The 14,503-nt window shown below is 66.0% G+C and carries 14 protein-coding genes; 9 read left to right on the top strand and 5 right to left on the bottom strand.

Going from position 1 to position 14,503, the window contains the following annotated elements; translation table 11 throughout:
- Nucleotides 1–263: 263 nt before the first annotated feature.
- Nucleotides 264–1,505 carry a bifunctional glutamate N-acetyltransferase/amino-acid acetyltransferase ArgJ gene (argJ, locus tag ACVMDN_RS39630; RefSeq protein WP_456835805.1) on the top strand — a complete coding sequence of 414 codons (1,242 nt, stop codon included), beginning with the start codon at nt 264–266 and terminating at the stop codon, nt 1,503–1,505.
- A gap of 159 nt (nt 1,506–1,664) precedes the next feature.
- Here argJ and ACVMDN_RS39625 read toward each other — a convergent pair whose 3' ends face one another.
- Nucleotides 1,665–2,993, bottom strand: coding sequence for a TadE/TadG family type IV pilus assembly protein (locus ACVMDN_RS39625; protein WP_076824731.1), 1,329 nt, complete (start codon nt 2,991–2,993; stop codon nt 1,665–1,667).
- A 174-nt stretch (nt 2,994–3,167) separates the two neighbouring features.
- Between ACVMDN_RS39625 and ACVMDN_RS39620 the strand changes: the two genes are divergently transcribed.
- Complete coding sequence (locus ACVMDN_RS39620) at nt 3,168–3,578, top strand: (deoxy)nucleoside triphosphate pyrophosphohydrolase (protein WP_076824729.1); 411 nt, start codon at nt 3,168–3,170, stop codon at nt 3,576–3,578.
- Between the two features lie 397 nt (nt 3,579–3,975).
- On the opposite strand, the gene ACVMDN_RS39615 is transcribed toward ACVMDN_RS39620, so the two are convergent.
- Nucleotides 3,976–4,818 carry a methyltransferase domain-containing protein gene (locus ACVMDN_RS39615; protein WP_076824727.1) on the bottom strand — a complete coding sequence of 281 codons (843 nt, stop codon included), beginning with the start codon at nt 4,816–4,818 and terminating at the stop codon, nt 3,976–3,978.
- A gap of 77 nt (nt 4,819–4,895) precedes the next feature.
- Here ACVMDN_RS39615 and ACVMDN_RS39610 point away from each other — a divergent pair, with 77 nt between their 5' ends.
- The 5 genes from ACVMDN_RS39610 (at nt 4,896) to ACVMDN_RS39590 (ending at nt 7,902) form a co-directional block, all read left to right on the top strand.
- Nucleotides 4,896–5,705 (top strand): ComF family protein, encoded by an 810-nt coding sequence (locus tag ACVMDN_RS39610; RefSeq protein WP_456835806.1) that lies wholly within the window; start codon nt 4,896–4,898, stop codon nt 5,703–5,705.
- A gap of 29 nt (nt 5,706–5,734) precedes the next feature.
- The gene (gene grxC, locus ACVMDN_RS39605) at nt 5,735–6,007 is read left to right on the top strand and encodes a glutaredoxin 3 (RefSeq protein ID WP_057015554.1); all 273 of its coding nucleotides are present in this window, start codon (nt 5,735–5,737) and stop codon (nt 6,005–6,007) included.
- Complete coding sequence (locus ACVMDN_RS39600; protein WP_057015555.1) at nt 6,007–6,882, top strand: carbon-nitrogen hydrolase family protein; 876 nt, start codon at nt 6,007–6,009, stop codon at nt 6,880–6,882. Before grxC ends, ACVMDN_RS39600 begins: the two co-directional genes overlap by 1 nt.
- A complete protein-coding gene (locus ACVMDN_RS39595; RefSeq protein ID WP_057015556.1) occupies nt 6,879–7,349 on the top strand; it encodes a DUF1178 family protein in 471 nt (156 codons plus the stop codon). The genes ACVMDN_RS39600 and ACVMDN_RS39595 overlap by 4 nt, the downstream gene beginning before the upstream one ends.
- A 112-nt stretch (nt 7,350–7,461) precedes the next feature.
- The gene (locus tag ACVMDN_RS39590) at nt 7,462–7,902 is read left to right on the top strand and encodes an EamA family transporter (RefSeq protein ID WP_076824724.1); all 441 of its coding nucleotides are present in this window, start codon (nt 7,462–7,464) and stop codon (nt 7,900–7,902) included.
- On the opposite strand, the gene ACVMDN_RS39585 is transcribed toward ACVMDN_RS39590, so the two are convergent.
- The 3 genes from ACVMDN_RS39585 to ACVMDN_RS39575 form a co-directional block, all read right to left on the bottom strand.
- The gene (locus tag ACVMDN_RS39585; RefSeq protein ID WP_076824722.1) at nt 7,903–8,802 is read right to left on the bottom strand and encodes a DMT family transporter; all 900 of its coding nucleotides are present in this window, start codon (nt 8,800–8,802) and stop codon (nt 7,903–7,905) included. It lies immediately after the preceding gene.
- A 256-nt stretch (nt 8,803–9,058) separates the two neighbouring features.
- Nucleotides 9,059–9,841, bottom strand: coding sequence for a bifunctional 2-polyprenyl-6-hydroxyphenol methylase/3-demethylubiquinol 3-O-methyltransferase UbiG (gene ubiG, locus ACVMDN_RS39580; protein ID WP_076824719.1), 783 nt, complete (start codon nt 9,839–9,841; stop codon nt 9,059–9,061).
- 14 nt (nt 9,842–9,855) lie between these two features.
- Nucleotides 9,856–10,323, bottom strand: coding sequence for a PH domain-containing protein (locus tag ACVMDN_RS39575; protein WP_057015559.1), 468 nt, complete (start codon nt 10,321–10,323; stop codon nt 9,856–9,858).
- Between the two features lie 209 nt (nt 10,324–10,532).
- Here ACVMDN_RS39575 and ACVMDN_RS39570 point away from each other — a divergent pair, with 209 nt between their 5' ends.
- Both ACVMDN_RS39570 and ptsP read left to right on the top strand, forming a co-directional pair.
- Nucleotides 10,533–11,789, top strand: coding sequence for an aspartate kinase (locus ACVMDN_RS39570; protein WP_057015560.1), 1,257 nt, complete (start codon nt 10,533–10,535; stop codon nt 11,787–11,789).
- Nucleotides 11,790–12,210: 421 nt separating this feature from the next.
- Nucleotides 12,211–14,478, top strand: a complete 2,268-nt coding sequence (gene ptsP, locus ACVMDN_RS39565) for a phosphoenolpyruvate--protein phosphotransferase (RefSeq protein WP_028343590.1) — start codon at nt 12,211–12,213, stop codon at nt 14,476–14,478.
- The last annotated feature ends 25 nt before the right edge of the window (nt 14,479–14,503 follow it).

The raw sequence follows: 14,503 nt of genomic DNA, 5'->3' as shown, positions 1-14,503 counted from the left end.
CAATGCGCGATGGCCGGGCTCGTCCCGGCCATTTTGCTTTTTTAGCCCGTCCTCGTAGCCCGGATGAAGCGCAGCGAAATCCGGGGTCTGTTGCCGCGGAGGGACTCGTCCCGGATTGCGCTTCGCTCCATCCGGGCTACACATTCGTCGCGCTACCGCTTCCTTGAACGATTCATGACAGCGCGTTCGCATCGCAGCCCTCTCCCGCTTCTTGCGGCGAGATGTTATGGAGCGCTTCCCTCCCCGTAGCCGGAAGCTTGCCGATGTCCACCGCCGTCTCCCCCCTCGCCCCGCCCGACTTTCCCGAGATGCCCGTGATCGCGGGTGTGCGGCTTGCGACCGCTGCCGCCGGCATCCGCTACAAGGGGCGCACCGACGTGCTGCTCGCGCTGCTCGACAAGGGCACCGCGGTGGCCGGCGTCTTCACCAAGTCGAAGTGCCCGTCGGCGCCGGTCGAATGGTGCCGCGCCAAGCTGCAGGGCGGCGCTGCGCGCGCGCTGGTGGTCAATTCCGGCAACGCCAACGCCTTCACCGGCAAGACCGGCAAGGCGTCGACCGCGCTGACCGCGCAGATCGCGGCGAAGGCGGTCGGCTGCTCGACATCGGACGTGTTCCTCGCCTCCACCGGCGTGATCGGCGAGCCGCTCGACGCCACCAAGTTCGACGGCGTGCTGGCGCAGCTCGCGGAGACCGCGACCCCCGATCGCTGGATGGACGCAGCGAAGGCAATCATGACCACCGACACCTTTCCGAAGGTCGCCACCGCGACCGTCAAGCTCGGCAATGCCAAGGTGACGATCAACGGCATGGCCAAGGGTGCCGGGATGATCATGCCCGACATGGCGACCATGCTGTCGTTCATCTTCACCGACGCGCCGCTGTCGGCCTCGGTGCTGCAATCCCTGCTCAAGGCCGGCGTCGAGGACACCTTCAATGCGCTGACCATCGACGGCGACACCTCGACCTCGGACACGCTGCTCGCCTTCGCGACCGGCGCCGCCGCTGCCAACGGCGCGCCGAAGATCTCGCGCGCCGGCGACCCGCGGCTGAAGGCCTTCACCAAGGCGTTCCAGCAGATCCTCGCTGATCTGTCCGAGCAGGTGGCGCGCGACGGCGAAGGCGCCCGCAAGCTGGTCGAGGTCGTGGTCGAGGGCGCCACCACCAAACCGTCGGCACGCAGAATCGCGATGTCGATCGCCAATTCGCCGCTGGTGAAGACTGCGATCGCCGGCGAGGACGCCAATTGGGGCCGCGTGGTGATGGCGGTCGGCAAGGCCGGCGAGCCCGCCAACCGCGACAAGCTCTCGATCTCCTTCAACGGCATCCGCGTCGCCAAGAGCGGCGCGCGCGACCCCTCCTACAACGAGAAAGAGGTGTCGGAGGCGATGAAGGCGCCGAAGGTCCAGATCAAGGTCGCGCTTGGCCTCGGCAAGGCCAAAGACCGCGTGCTGACCTGCGACCTCACCAAGGAATACGTCGCGATCAACGGAGATTACCGGTCTTAATCGCACACCTTCCTACCCGTCATCCTGAGGAGCGCGTAGCGCGTCTCGAAGGATGCACGGCCACGAGAGCGCCGCATAGAGAAACCCTGGCCGTCGACCCTTCGAGACGGCCGCTTTGCGGCCTCCTCAGGGTGACGGTGATAGAGCGTGTGCGCTTCGCTAGCTGCTGATCCGCGCGTCGGCGACGGCCTTCTTGAACAGCGCGTTCATCGCGTCGGCGATGCCTTGCGTCGGGCTGACCTCGAAATAGAAGCCCGGCGACGCGCAGGCCTGCATGTTCTGCGCGATCTGGCTGTTCGGCGACGGGCCGAACGGGCCCTGGTTGAACGGATCGATCCAGGTCATGTACCAGCCGTTGGTCGGCAGCTGCAGGTAAGTCGTGTAGAGCACCGCGATCTTGATGCCGCGGTTCTTGATCGCCGTGCACAGCGCCGGATTGATCGGCGACTGGCAGCGATTGCCGCCGCTGATCGGCTTCAGGCAGCTTGAATTCGGCTCGTCGGCCACGCCGTCGGATACGAAGAACAGGTATTTCATCGGCGCTGCCGCCGTGCCCGGGCCCGGCGCGCTGATCGCGTTGCTGATGGCCGGAAGCACCGTCGAGAACTGGCTGTCCTTGTCGGCGGTGTAGGTATCGTTGTTGCCGTAGACGCCCATCAGGTCGATGTTGCCGGCCGCGGACTTGGCGCTCGACAGGCTGGTCGACAGCGAGAACAGTGCGCGCAGGCCGATCGTCTTCGACGAGGCGCCGAAATCGTAGATCGCCATCCGGTACTGGCTGGCATAGGTCGCGGTGTTCGCGGCCGTGTCCATCAATTGCTGGGTCGCGCTGCGCAGCACGTCGATCCGCGTCGTCACGCCGAGCGTCTTGGCGAGATTGTAGTAGTTGTTGGCGTCGTTGTAGTCGTGACAGGCGAAGGCGCACTTGTCGGACGTGTTGTTGACCATCTTGGTCAGGTCGGCCGGCGTCGCCGCAACCCCCATCGACGGCGAGTTGTCGAGCAGGAGATAGAAGTCGATATAGAGTGGCATGTTCGCGGTCGAGGTCGACGCGCCGGTCACCGTCATCTTGCTTTGTCCGATCACGCCGAGGAACATGGTCGGGACATCGGCGGTGAACTTGACCGTCGAGGTGATGACGCCGCCGGTCTTGGTCATGGTCGGCGTCACGCTGGTCAGCGTGAAGCCGTTCTGGTTGAAGATGTTGCCGTTGAAGATCTTGGCCGCATCGGCTTCGCCCGCCTGGATCTCACCGTCCGAGGTCATGGCGCCGGCGGCGATGAAGCCGGGCGACGCCTTGGCGATCGATCCGACGCTCGCGGCGTCGGCGGCCGATATCAGCTTGCTGCGGATCTGGTTGGCGCGGGAATAGTCGACCGCGCATCCGACCGCGACGACGAGCGGCAGCACAGCGAGGCCAAAGGTCATTGCGATGTTGCCGGAGCGATCGCGACGGAAACGGCTGATGGTCCGGATCAAGGTGCTCATGGGTTATGTCGGCAAAGAATATGATGGGCAGATAAATGAGAACCTTCACCCTGCCGGATACGAATTAAGGCCGGCTTATCGCGATCGCGGAAAGCCGCGCGGGCATAAATCGTTTGGCTGACAGCGCGTTGCTGGTTAATGAAAGCTTGCAGACTGGAAGGAATCCCCCGCCGCATGGCTGACATCAAGCTGACCCTCGTCGTCGCGTGCGCGCTTGTCGATGCCGACAAGCGCGTGCTGCTGGCGCAGCGCCCCGAGGGCAAGGCGCTGGCCGGCCTGTGGGAATTCCCCGGCGGCAAGGTCGAGCCCGGCGAGCGGCCGGAGCAGACCCTGATCCGCGAGCTGCATGAGGAGATCGGCATCACCGTGAGCGAGCCGTGCCTCGCGCCGCTGACCTTCGCCAGCCATGCCTACGAGACCTTCCATCTGCTGATGCCGCTCTACATCTGCCGGCGCTGGGAGGGCATCGCGGCGGCGCGCGAGGGCCAGAACCTCGCCTGGGTCCGCGCAAGCAAGCTGCGCGACTACCCGATGCCGCCCGCAGACATCCCGCTGCTGCCGCATCTGATCGATCTGTTGCTGTGATCCTCTTCGCCTCTTCCGCTTGCGAGGGAGGCGCGCTGCCAAAATATCGAAAACAACCCCATGCAAAGCAGGTGGCGGTGGCAGGCGTTCGACCAGGCGACTTGACACGTCGGGCAACTCACCGGCATAATTCCATTATTCCGAAATCGTGCAAGCTCCCCTCGCCTTTTCCCGCAAGGACAGGGCAATCGCATATGGCCGTTTGAGGCGATCGGAGTTCCCACAAACTCATCATGCCCGGGCTTGTCCCGGGCATCCACGTCTTCGTTTCCACGCGGAGATAAAGACGTGGATGGCCGGGACAAGCCCGGCCATGACGGCGCGGAAGAATCGGTTCATTCCATATCCAATTGCCCTCCTCCGCAAGCGGGAGAGGGAGCCCTTGCGTCGTGCGTCCCTAACGCTTCATCCCCTTCACCGCCGCCTCAAGGCTCGCCTTCGCCGACCCTGGCTTGAGCGGCTTCGGCTGGCTTTCATGCGGCGCCCAGCCGGACAGCCAGACGATGTCGAAGGTGGCGCGGATGCGGCCGTCGGGATCGGCGAAGCGTTCGCCGTAGATCTGCGCCATCCGCAGCATGGTGGCGCGGCGGGTCAAGGTATGGCGGCGCTCGCGCAGCACATTGGTCGCACCCATGCGTCGCAGGTCAGCCATCAGCGCGAACGCGCTTGAATAGCGCACCACGACGCGGTCGACGTCGGTGACCGGCAGCGCGAAGCCGGCCCGCTGCAACAGCGCGCCGATATCGCGCAGATCGGCGAACGGTGCGACGCGCGGCGACGCCCCGCCCTCGCATTCCGCCTCCGCCGCGGCAAAGCTTTGCCGCAGCTCGGTCAGCGTATCGCCGCCGAGCATCGAAGCGAGCAGCAGCCCGTCCGGCTTCAACGCCCGGCGGAGCTGCGCCAGCACGCCCGGCAGATCATTGACGAACTGGAAGGCCAGCGCGGAGACCACAAGATCGAGCGACTCCGGCGCCAGACCGAGCGCTTCCGCCTCGCTGAAACCGATCGCATCGACCGCGGCGACACGCCCGCACAGGACGTCCGCGAGCCCGACACCCGGCGTCCAGACATCGGCCGCCGCCGAAAAGCTGCGCGATACCGCCTGCAAGCGGTCCGCCATGTCTTCGCTGGCACGCTCGAGCAGGAATGTCGCCGCGCCCTCGCGCCGCGCGCGCGCCAGCCGCGCGCCGAGCAAGGCGCGGTCGAACAGGATGGGGGCTGAGGGCGGGTTCGGTGTCATGCCGCTGGTTACGCCGGACCGCCGCCGCAGGCAATGCGCCTTGAGCCGGCGTTGCTCAAACGCTAGCCTCGCCCGCCATGGACGCCGAGGCATCACCGACACGCTCCATTACCGGTCACGTCCAGCGCGCGCTTGGCGCGATCGGGGGCGCGTGGCTGCGCACGGCGCGGCTGGCGCTCGATATCGCGCTGCCGACGCTATGCGTTTCGTGCCGCGAGCCGGTCGATGGCGAGGGGGTGTGCGCGGCCTGCTGGGCCAGATTGTCGTTCATCGCGCCGCCGTTCTGCCCGCGGCTTGGGATTCCCTTCGTCTACGATCCCGGGCCCGGGTTGCTGTCGATGGAGGCGATCGCCAATCCGCCGGCCTACAGCAGAGCCCGCGCCGCGGTGCGCTATGACGATGTCGCGCGCACGCTGGTGCACGCATTGAAATACCAGGATCGCACCGATCTGGCGCCAACAATGGATCGCTGGATGGCGCGGGCGGGGAAGGAATTGCTCGCCGACGCCGATCTGCTGGTTCCGGTTCCTCTGCATTGGCGGCGCGGCTGGAGCCGGCGCTACAACCAGTCCGGGGCGCTCGCCAAGGTGATCGCGCTCCAGAGCGGCGTCAAAATGGCTGCCGAAGCGCTGCGGCGCATCCGCGCCACCGAGCAGCAGATCGGGCTGTCACGCAAGGATCGCGCCAGCAATGTGCAGGGCGCATTCGGGGTCGCCGATGAACGCAAGGCTGACGTCCAGGGCCGCCGCGTGATCCTGATCGACGACGTCCTGACCTCGGGCGCGACAGTGGACGCCTGCGCACGGGCGCTGCTCCGCGCCAAAGCCGCGCAGGTCGACGTGCTGGTGTTTGCCCGGGTTGTCGATACCCACCGCGCTCCCATATAATCTGACATTCTGGTTCAACCGAGCGCACCATGACCGCTGCCATTGAAATCTACACCCGCCCGGGCTGCGGTTATTGCAGCGCGGCCAAATCGCTTTTGACGCGCAAGAACGCCGCGTTCACCGAATTGAGCGTCGCCAGCAACCCGGCCTATCGCGACGAGATGTATGGCCGCGCCGGTGCCGGCTCGACCTTCCCGCAGATCTTCATCGGCAAGACCCATGTCGGCGGCTGCGACGAGCTCTACGCGCTCGACCGCGAGGGCAAGCTCGACGGCCTGCTCAGCAACGGAGGCGGCGCCTGATGACGGAGAACATTTTCACCGCCGCCATGGTGCAGATGCGCACCGGATTGCTGCCGGAGCCGAGCCTCGAGCAGGGCACGCGGCTGATCCGCGAGGCGGCGGCGCAGGGTGCCAAGTACGTGCTGACCCCTGAGGTCAGCAACATGATGCAGCTCAACCGCAAGGCGCTGTTCGAGCATTTGGCGAGCGAAGAGGACGACCAGTCGCTCAAGGCGTATCGCGCGCTGGCCGCCGAGCTGAAGATCCACCTGCATATCGGCTCGCTGGCGCTGCGCTACTCGCCGGAGAAGGCGGTCAACCGCTCGTTCCTGATCGGGCCCGAGGGCAATCTGCTCGCGAGCTACGACAAGATCCATATGTTCGATATCGATTTGCCCGGCGGCGAAAGCTACCGCGAATCGGCCAATTATCAGCCCGGCGAGACTGCCGTGATCTCCGACCTGCCCTGGGGCCGGATCGGACTGACTATCTGCTACGACGTGCGCTTCCCGGCGCTGTACCGTGCGCTGGCCGAAGCCGGCGCATCGTTCCTCACCGTGCCGTCCGCCTTCACCCGCAAGACCGGCGAAGCGCATTGGCACACGCTGCTGCGCGCCCGCGCCATCGAGACCGGCTGCTTCGTGTTCGCGGCAGCGCAGGCCGGCCTGCATGAGAACAAGCGCGAGACCTTCGGCCATTCGCTGATCATCGACCCCTGGGGCGAGATCCTCGCCGAGGGCGGCGTCGAGCCGGGCGTGTTCCTGGCCGAGATCGACCCCGCCAAGGTCGAGACCGCGCGCAAGACCATTCCCTCGCTGCAGCATGGCAGGCGTTTCGGCATCGCCGACCCCAAGGCCGGCCCGGAACATCTGCACCTCGTCCGGGGTTCGGCATGATCCGCTACACGCTGCGCTGCGAGCGCGGCCACCAGTTCGAGAGCTGGTTCCAGAGCTCCTCGGCCTATGAATCGCAGGAGCGGCGTCACCTGATCGATTGCCCGTCCTGCGGCTCAAGCAAGATCGAGCGCGCCATCATGGCGCCGCAGGTCGTCAGCAAGAAGGGCCGCGAACCGGCCCAGCCGGCGCCGGCCGCGCCCGTCGAGGCAGCGGCGAGCGAGTCGACATCGCTGATGATGGCGCAGGAGCGCGAGCTGCGCAGCAAGCTGAAGGAGCTGCGCGACCACATCGTGAAGAACGCCGACAATGTCGGCGACCGCTTCCCCAACGAAGCACGCAAGATGCATTACGGCGATATCGAGCACCGGCCGATCTACGGCGAGGCCTCGCCCGAAGAGGCCCGCGCGCTGATCGACGAAGGCGTCGAGGTCTCGCCGCTGCCGACGCTGCCGGAAGACCGGAATTGACGCGCAGCGTCATTCCGGGGCACGCGACGCGTGAACCCGGAATCTCGCGCCGCAACCTCGAGATTCCGGGTTCGGTGCTGCGCACGCCCCGGAATGACAATCTGGGAAGAGCATGACTCCCGACTCATTCTCCTCCTGGCAGGTCTGGGCGTTCCTTTCCGCCGTCTTCGCCGCGCTGACCGCGATCTTCGCCAAGGTCGGCGTCGAGGGCATCAACTCCGATCTCGCCACCCTGATCCGCACTGTGGTCGTGCTGATCACGCTGTCGGCCATCCTGTTCGCGACCGGACAGTTCACCCAGTCCGGGCCGATCTCGGCGAAGAGCTGGCTGTTCCTGCTGCTGTCCGGGCTCGGCACCGGCGCGTCGTGGATCTGCTATTTCCGCGCGCTCAAGCTTGGACCTGCGACGCTGGTCGCGCCGATCGACAAGCTCAGCGTCGTGCTGGTGGCGCTGTTCGGCGCTACCTTCCTCGGCGAACGCCCCTCGGCCTATGGCTGGATCGGGATCGCGCTGATCTCCGCGGGCGCGGTGCTGATCGCGGTGAAAGGGTAATTACGCGGCGATCAAGAGCGCGACGCCGATCACGATCAGGACGATGCCGAACACCTCGCGCAGCGAGAACGGCTGCTTGAGCGAGAAATACGCCACGCCCTGCGCGAACAGCACCTCGATCAGCGCCAGCGTGCGCACATTGGCGGCGGCGGTGAGCGCGAACGCCAGGAACCAGAATTGCGATGAGAATGCGCCCATGAAGCCCGCGAACATCGAGGGCCGCCACAGCTTGAGGATCGACCTCAGCACGTCGGGCGCGCGCAACAACAGATAGACCGACAGGATCAGCGTCTGCACGAGGAGGCTCCACATCAGCGTGTAGGAGGCCGCCGTGACAAATGAGACTGAGGGCACCGCGATGATCGCGCCGCGAAAGCTCACCGCCGAGATCGCGAACACTGCGGCGGCGCCGAGGCCGAGCACGGTCGGGCGCAGGTCGGCGAAGCTCTTCTGCCCGCCGGGCCGCAGCGCGGTGATGACGACGCCGATGGTCGCGATCACGATCGCGATCACCTTGGTCGTCGTTAGATGGTCGCCGAGGAAGATGAAGCCGAAGATCGCGGTCTGGATCGCCTCGGTCTTCATGTAGGCCGTGGTGACGACGAAAGAGCGGTCGTTCATCGCCAGCAGCATGAAGCCGGTGCCGACGATCTGGCTGAGCGCGCCGGTCACCAGCCACGGCCAGAACGACGATGACGGCCACGGCACGCGATCGCCGGTCAGCAGCACCGCCAGCGCGAAGAACACCACCGAGAACGGCAGGCCGAACAGGAAGCGGATATTGGTCGCGCCCCAGGTCCCGAGCGGCCCGGTCAGATGCCGCTGCATCGCATTGCGCGCCACCTGCCCGAACGCAGCGACGATGGTGAAGGGGATCCAGAGCGAGGCGATCGTGAACATGGGGGATAAGGAAAGCATGCCGGCGGGAGTACAGGCCCAGCGTGCCGATTGCCGCTGACGCGGTCAACCGAGTGGGCGCATGACAGGCCTGCGCGATGTCCACAAACTTCCGTAGCCCGGATGAAGCGAAGCGCAATCCGGGGCCAGCTCATCCGCGGACGAAGCAGTCCCGGATTACGCTACGCTCCATCCGGGCTACGCATTCTGTGGTCGCAGGGACGACACCTGTTGTGTGGCCGAGACCGTGGTATCTAACTCACACCTCTTCCGCCACCACCATGTAGTTCACGTCCATGTCGGTCGACACGGTCCATTTGTCGGCGAGCGGGTTGTAGACCACGCCGGCCTGCTCGGTGACGGTGAGGTTGACGTCGCCGAGATAGCGCTCGAGCTCGGCGGGGGTGACGAACTTGCTCCACTCGTGGGTGCCGCGCGGCAGCCAGCGCAGCACGTATTCGGCGCCGACGATCGCCAGCGCAAAACTCTTCAAGTTGCGGTTCAGGGTCGAGACCACCATCAGCCCGCCGGGCTTGAGCATGACAGCGCAGCGCTTGATGAAGGCGCCGACGTCATTGACGTGCTCGACCACCTCCATCGCCAGCACGATGTCGAAGCGCTCGCGGGCGTCCATCTCCTCCACCGTGGTGCAGCGGTAGTCGATCGACAGATGGCCCTTGTCGGCGTGCAGCTTCGCGGCAGCGATGTTGGTGGCGGACGGATCGATCCCGATCACCTGGGCCCCTAACCGCGTGAACGGCTCGCACAACAGGCCGGCGCCGCAGCCGATGTCGAGCAGGCGCAGGCCGGACAGGCAGCTGAGGCTCTTGGCGTTGCGCTCGAACTTGCGGCAGGCCGCGTCGCGGATATAGGTCAGGCGCAGCGGGTTGATCTTGTGCAGCGGCGCCATCTTGCCGCGCGGATCCCACCATTCATCGGACAGTTTCGAGAATTTCGCGACCTCGGCCGGATCGACCGAGCTGGCGGAGGCATTGGCGGAGGAACTGGCGGAGAAACCGGAAAGAGTTGATTGCGTGGCCATGATTGCGCGCGCCCCTATCGCGCGGTGATCGAATTGCGGAACGACAGCGGCGCGGCGATGGTCCTGATGGTCTCGATGCCCTCGCCGACGCCGCGGATGGTGACGTCGCCATAGTTGAGCAGGCGCCCCATGATGCTCTGGTTGACGTCGACGCTTTCGACCTTGTCGAGGCTCATCTCGAAGGTGCGCCGCTTGATGAAGCCGCTCTTGTGCACCACGCGGAAATTGGTGACGTCGGTTTCGGTGGTCCAGCGGTGGAACCAGGCCGCGGCGGTCCAGTACAGCGCCGCGACCGCGACCACGGCGGCGGCCGCAAAGCAGGCCATCACGAGGCCGTCGACCGTCGTCATCCGCGACAGGATCAAGAGCGCCAGCACCACGATCCAGGCCCCGATCGCCGGCAGATAGAACATCCAGTGCGCATTGGTGGAATACAGCACCTTCTCGCCAGGCTGCAGGATCTCATCGATATAACGTCCCATCCAATCCGCCTTCGAGTTGCCCCGTGTTACCCGTGCGCCACAACCCGCCCGCAACCGGTCAAAACACCCCCAAAAGACACTCGAGGGCCCCCTACCTACCGGCTTGCCCCCGGGCGCGGCGCTATGTATACGCGCGTTTCGGTCCCCGCGCTTGCGGTTTTCGGCGTGGGTTAACCTACTTATCCTCTTAAAGGAATAGACGCGTCGTCATGGGCCGCCTCGTGATGAAATTCGGCGGTACATCCGTCGCCAATATCGATCGTATCCGCAACGTCGCGCAGCATGTGAAGCGCGAGGTCGACGCGGGCCACGAGGTCGCCGTCGTCGTCTCCGCGATGTCCGGCAAGACCAATGAGCTGGTGGCCTGGTGCACCGATGCCTCGCCGATGCACGACGCGCGCGAATATGACGCGGTGGTCGCCTCCGGCGAACAGGTCACTTCGGGCCTGCTCGCGATCGTGCTGCAGGGCATCGGCATCCAGGCGCGCTCCTGGCAGGGCTGGCAGATCCCGATCAAGACCTCGGAGGCGCATGCCTCGGCGCGCATCCTCGATATCGACGGCACCGAGATCATCACCCGCTTCAAGGAGCGCAAGGAAGTCGCCGTGATCGCCGGCTTCCAGGGCATCAATCCCGACACCGGCCGCATCACCACGCTCGGCCGCGGCGGCTCGGACACCTCGGCGGTGGCGATCGCCGCCGCGCTGCGCGCCGACCGCTGCGACATCTACACCGACGTCGACGGCGTCTACACCACCGATCCCCGCGTGGTGCCGAAGGCGCGCCGGCTCGACAAGATCGCCTTCGAGGACATGCTGGAACTGGCCTCGCAGGGCGCCAAGGTGCTGCAGGTTCGCTCGGTGGAACTCGGCATGGTGCACAACATGCCGATTTTCGTGCGCTCCAGCTTCGACAAGCCAGAGGATATCGACCCGCACGCCAACCAGCCGCCGGGCACGCTGATCTGCAGCGAGGAGGAAATCATGGAAATGCACGTCGTCACCGGCATCGCCTTCTCCAAGGACGAAGCCCAGATTTCCGTGCGCCAGATCGAGGACAAGCCTGGCGTCGCCGCCGCGATCTTCGGGCCGCTCGCGGATGCCAATATCAATGTCGACATGATCGTGCAGAACGTGTCCGAGGACGGCAAGACCACCGACCTCACCTTCACCGTTCCGGCCGGCGACTATAACCGCGCCAAGGACACGATTACCGCCGCCAAGGCCAAGATCGGCTACGCTCGCGTCGATACCGCGACCGACGTCGCCAAGGTCTCGGTGATCGGCAGCGGCATGCGCAGCCATGCCGGCGTCGCGGCCAAGGCGTTCAAGGCGCTGGCCGACCGCAACATCAACATCCGCGCCATCACCACCTCCGAGATCAAGTTCTCGGTCCTGATCGACGCCGCCTACACCGAGCTCGCGGTCCGCACGCTGCACACGCTGTACGGCCTCGACCAGGCGTAGGCGCGACCGGCAGGGGCAGGGCTCGCTCCGCTGTCATTCCGGGGCGATGCGACAGCATCGAATCCGGAATCTCGAGGTTCCGGGTTCGCCGCTTCGCGACGCCCCCGGAACGACGAGACCGAGCACTGGCCGTGCTCCCCAGCCGCGCCCCGGAGTTAGAATTTCTCTTAGCGGGCGCAGCATTGGGCTGACGCAGACGTTATTTGCTACTGGCAGGCGTTTTGCTTGGCAAAGCAAGCCTCGATTGGCTATACGGCCAGTCAGGTAGGCTGTCGCAAACTGTGGCACAGTTTAGTGATCCCGAATCGGCGGGAACTGGCGAGCGGCGACGCCGAATGATTAAAATTGTTGTTTTTGACGAGTTTTGCGCCAACGGCCGGCCGCACCGGTGCGCTGGCTACGTGGGGAGGGACTGAAACATATGCGGAGCGCGTCGGGAGGCCCCCGCATCCTGTTGAGACGGCTCCGCGAGACCATGGCGGAGCAAGTCTCCGCCCAGGAGCGGCTCGACAAGATCGTGGTGCTGATCGCGGCCAACATGGTGGCCGAGGTCTGCTCCTGCTACGTGCTGCGCATCGACAACACCCTCGAACTCTATGCCACCGAAGGTCTGAACCGCGACGCCGTCCACCGCACGGTGATGAGCGCGCATGAAGGCCTGGTCGGCCTCGTCGCCAGCGAGGCGACGCCGCTCAACCTGTCCGACGCGCAAAGCCATCCCGCCTTCGCCTACCGCCCGGAGACCGGCGAAGAGGCCTACCACTCGTTCCTCGGCGTGCCGATCCTGCGCGCCGGCAACACGCTCGGCGTGCTCGTGGTGCAGAACCGCGCCAAGCGCACCTATGTCGAGGAAGAAGTCGAGGCGCTGCAGACCACCGCCATGGTGCTGGCGGAGATGATCGCCTCCGGCGAGCTTGCCGCGCTGGCGCAGCCCGGCGCCGAGCCCGCCGCGCGGCACTCGCTGCACAAGACCGGCGCGGTGCTCTCCGACGGCATCGCGCTCGGCCACGTCGTGCTGCACGAGCCGCGCGTCGTCATCACCAACTACATCGCCGAGGATCTGCCGAAGGAGATCAAGCGGCTCGACACTGCGCTCGCCAATCTGCGCGCCGATCTCGACCGCATGCTGGAGCGCGGCGACGTCGCCGACGGCGGCGAGCACCGCGAGGTGCTGGAAGCCTACCGCATGTTCGCCAACGACCAGGGCTGGTCGCACAAGCTGCACGAGGCGGTCGCCACCGGCCTCACCGCGGAAGCCGCCGTCGAACGCGTGCAGTCCGACACCCGCGCGCGCATGCTGCGCTCGACCGATCCCTATCTGCGCGACCGCCTGCACGACCTCGAGGATCTCGGCCATCGCCTGATGCGGCAGCTGGTCGGCCAGGACCATGCGCCGTCGCGCGAGCAGCTGCCCGACAACGCCATCCTGATCGCCCGCGCGATGGGCCCGGCGGCGCTGCTCGACTATGACCGCAAGCGGCTGCGCGGCCTGGTGCTGGAGGAAGGCACCGCGAATTCCCACGTCTCGATCGTGGCGCGCGCGCTCGGCATTCCCGCGGTCGGCGAGGTGCCGAACGCGCCCGGCATCGCCGACCCGGGCGATGCCATCATCGTCGACGGCATTTCCGGCGAGATCTATGTCCGCCCCTCGACCGAGATCGAATCCGCCTATGCCGAGCGTGTCCGGTTCCGGGCGCGGCGGCAGGCGCAATATTCGGCGCTGCGCGACAAGGCCTGCGTGACCAAGGACGGCCAGCCGATCGAGCTTCTGATCAATGCCGGCCTGACCATCGACCTGCCGCATATCGACGACACCGGCAGCGCCGGCATCGGCCTGTTCCGCACCGAATTGCAGTTCATGGTGAGCCCGAACCTGCCGCGCTCGAGCGACCAGCTCGCGCTGTACCGCACCGTGCTCGACGCCGCAGGCAGCAAGCCCGTCACCTTCCGCACGCTCGACATCGGCGGCGACAAGGCGCTGCCCTATATGGAGACCGTGATCGAGGAAAATCCCGCGCTCGGCTGGCGCGCGATCCGGCTCGGCCTCGACCGTCCGGGCCTTTTGCGCGGCCAGATCCGCGCGCTGCTGCGTGCCGGCGGCGGCCGCGCGCTGAAGATCATGTTCCCGATGATCTCGGACATCGCCGAGTTCGACCAGGCCAAGGCGATCGTCGAGCGCGAGTTGACCTATCTGCGCCAGCACGGCCATTCGCTGCCCGAGCGGATCGATATCGGCACCATGGTCGAGGTGCCGGCGCTGCTCTACCAGCTCGACGAGCTCCTGAAGAAGGTCGACTTCGTCTCGGTCGGCTCCAACGATCTGTTCCAGTTCCTGTTTGCTGTCGACCGCGGCAATGCCAAGGTCTCCGAACGCTTCGACATCCTCTCGGCGCCGATCCTGCGCGCGCTGCGCGACATCGTGCGCAAGGCCAAGGCGGCGAAGAAGGCCGCCTCGCTGTGCGGCGAGATGGCGTCGAAACCGATCGGCGCGCTGGCGCTGATCGCAATCGGCTACCGTTCTCTTTCATTGTCGGCAACTGCGCACGGCCCGGTCAAGGCGTTGATCCTCGACCTCGATGCCAAGAAGGCCGAGGCGATGATCAATCCGCTGCTGGACGCGCCGGTCGGCAGCGTCTCGATCCGCGCGGCGCTGACGAAGTTTGCGGAAACCGAGGGGCTGGCCTTGTAGCGACGCTGCCGTCGCCGCTGCCGCC

The sequence above is a fragment of the Bradyrhizobium sp. USDA 4510 genome (assembly GCF_054059095.1).
This window is presented reverse-complemented; position numbering and strand designations above follow the sequence as displayed.

Coding starts and splice junctions, on each gene's coding strand:
- ACVMDN_RS39575 (WP_057015559.1), bottom strand. CDS start 10,323: ATGGGACGTTATATCGATGAGATCCTGCAGCCTGGCGAGAAGGTGCTG.
- ACVMDN_RS39610 (WP_456835806.1), top strand. CDS start 4,896: ATGGACGCCGAGGCATCACCGACACGCTCCATTACCGGTCACGTCCAG.
- ACVMDN_RS39585 (WP_076824722.1), bottom strand. CDS start 8,802: ATGTTCACGATCGCCTCGCTCTGGATCCCCTTCACCATCGTCGCTGCG.
- ACVMDN_RS39590 (WP_076824724.1), top strand. CDS start 7,462: ATGACTCCCGACTCATTCTCCTCCTGGCAGGTCTGGGCGTTCCTTTCC.
- argJ (WP_456835805.1), top strand. CDS start 264: ATGTCCACCGCCGTCTCCCCCCTCGCCCCGCCCGACTTTCCCGAGATG.
- ACVMDN_RS39570 (WP_057015560.1), top strand. CDS start 10,533: ATGGGCCGCCTCGTGATGAAATTCGGCGGTACATCCGTCGCCAATATC.
- grxC (WP_057015554.1), top strand. CDS start 5,735: ATGACCGCTGCCATTGAAATCTACACCCGCCCGGGCTGCGGTTATTGC.
- ACVMDN_RS39600 (WP_057015555.1), top strand. CDS start 6,007: ATGACGGAGAACATTTTCACCGCCGCCATGGTGCAGATGCGCACCGGA.
- ACVMDN_RS39625 (WP_076824731.1), bottom strand. CDS start 2,993: ATGAGCACCTTGATCCGGACCATCAGCCGTTTCCGTCGCGATCGCTCC.
- ACVMDN_RS39620 (WP_076824729.1), top strand. CDS start 3,168: ATGGCTGACATCAAGCTGACCCTCGTCGTCGCGTGCGCGCTTGTCGAT.
- ptsP (WP_028343590.1), top strand. CDS start 12,211: ATGCGGAGCGCGTCGGGAGGCCCCCGCATCCTGTTGAGACGGCTCCGC.
- ubiG (WP_076824719.1), bottom strand. CDS start 9,841: ATGGCCACGCAATCAACTCTTTCCGGTTTCTCCGCCAGTTCCTCCGCC.
- ACVMDN_RS39615 (WP_076824727.1), bottom strand. CDS start 4,818: ATGACACCGAACCCGCCCTCAGCCCCCATCCTGTTCGACCGCGCCTTG.
- ACVMDN_RS39595 (WP_057015556.1), top strand. CDS start 6,879: ATGATCCGCTACACGCTGCGCTGCGAGCGCGGCCACCAGTTCGAGAGC.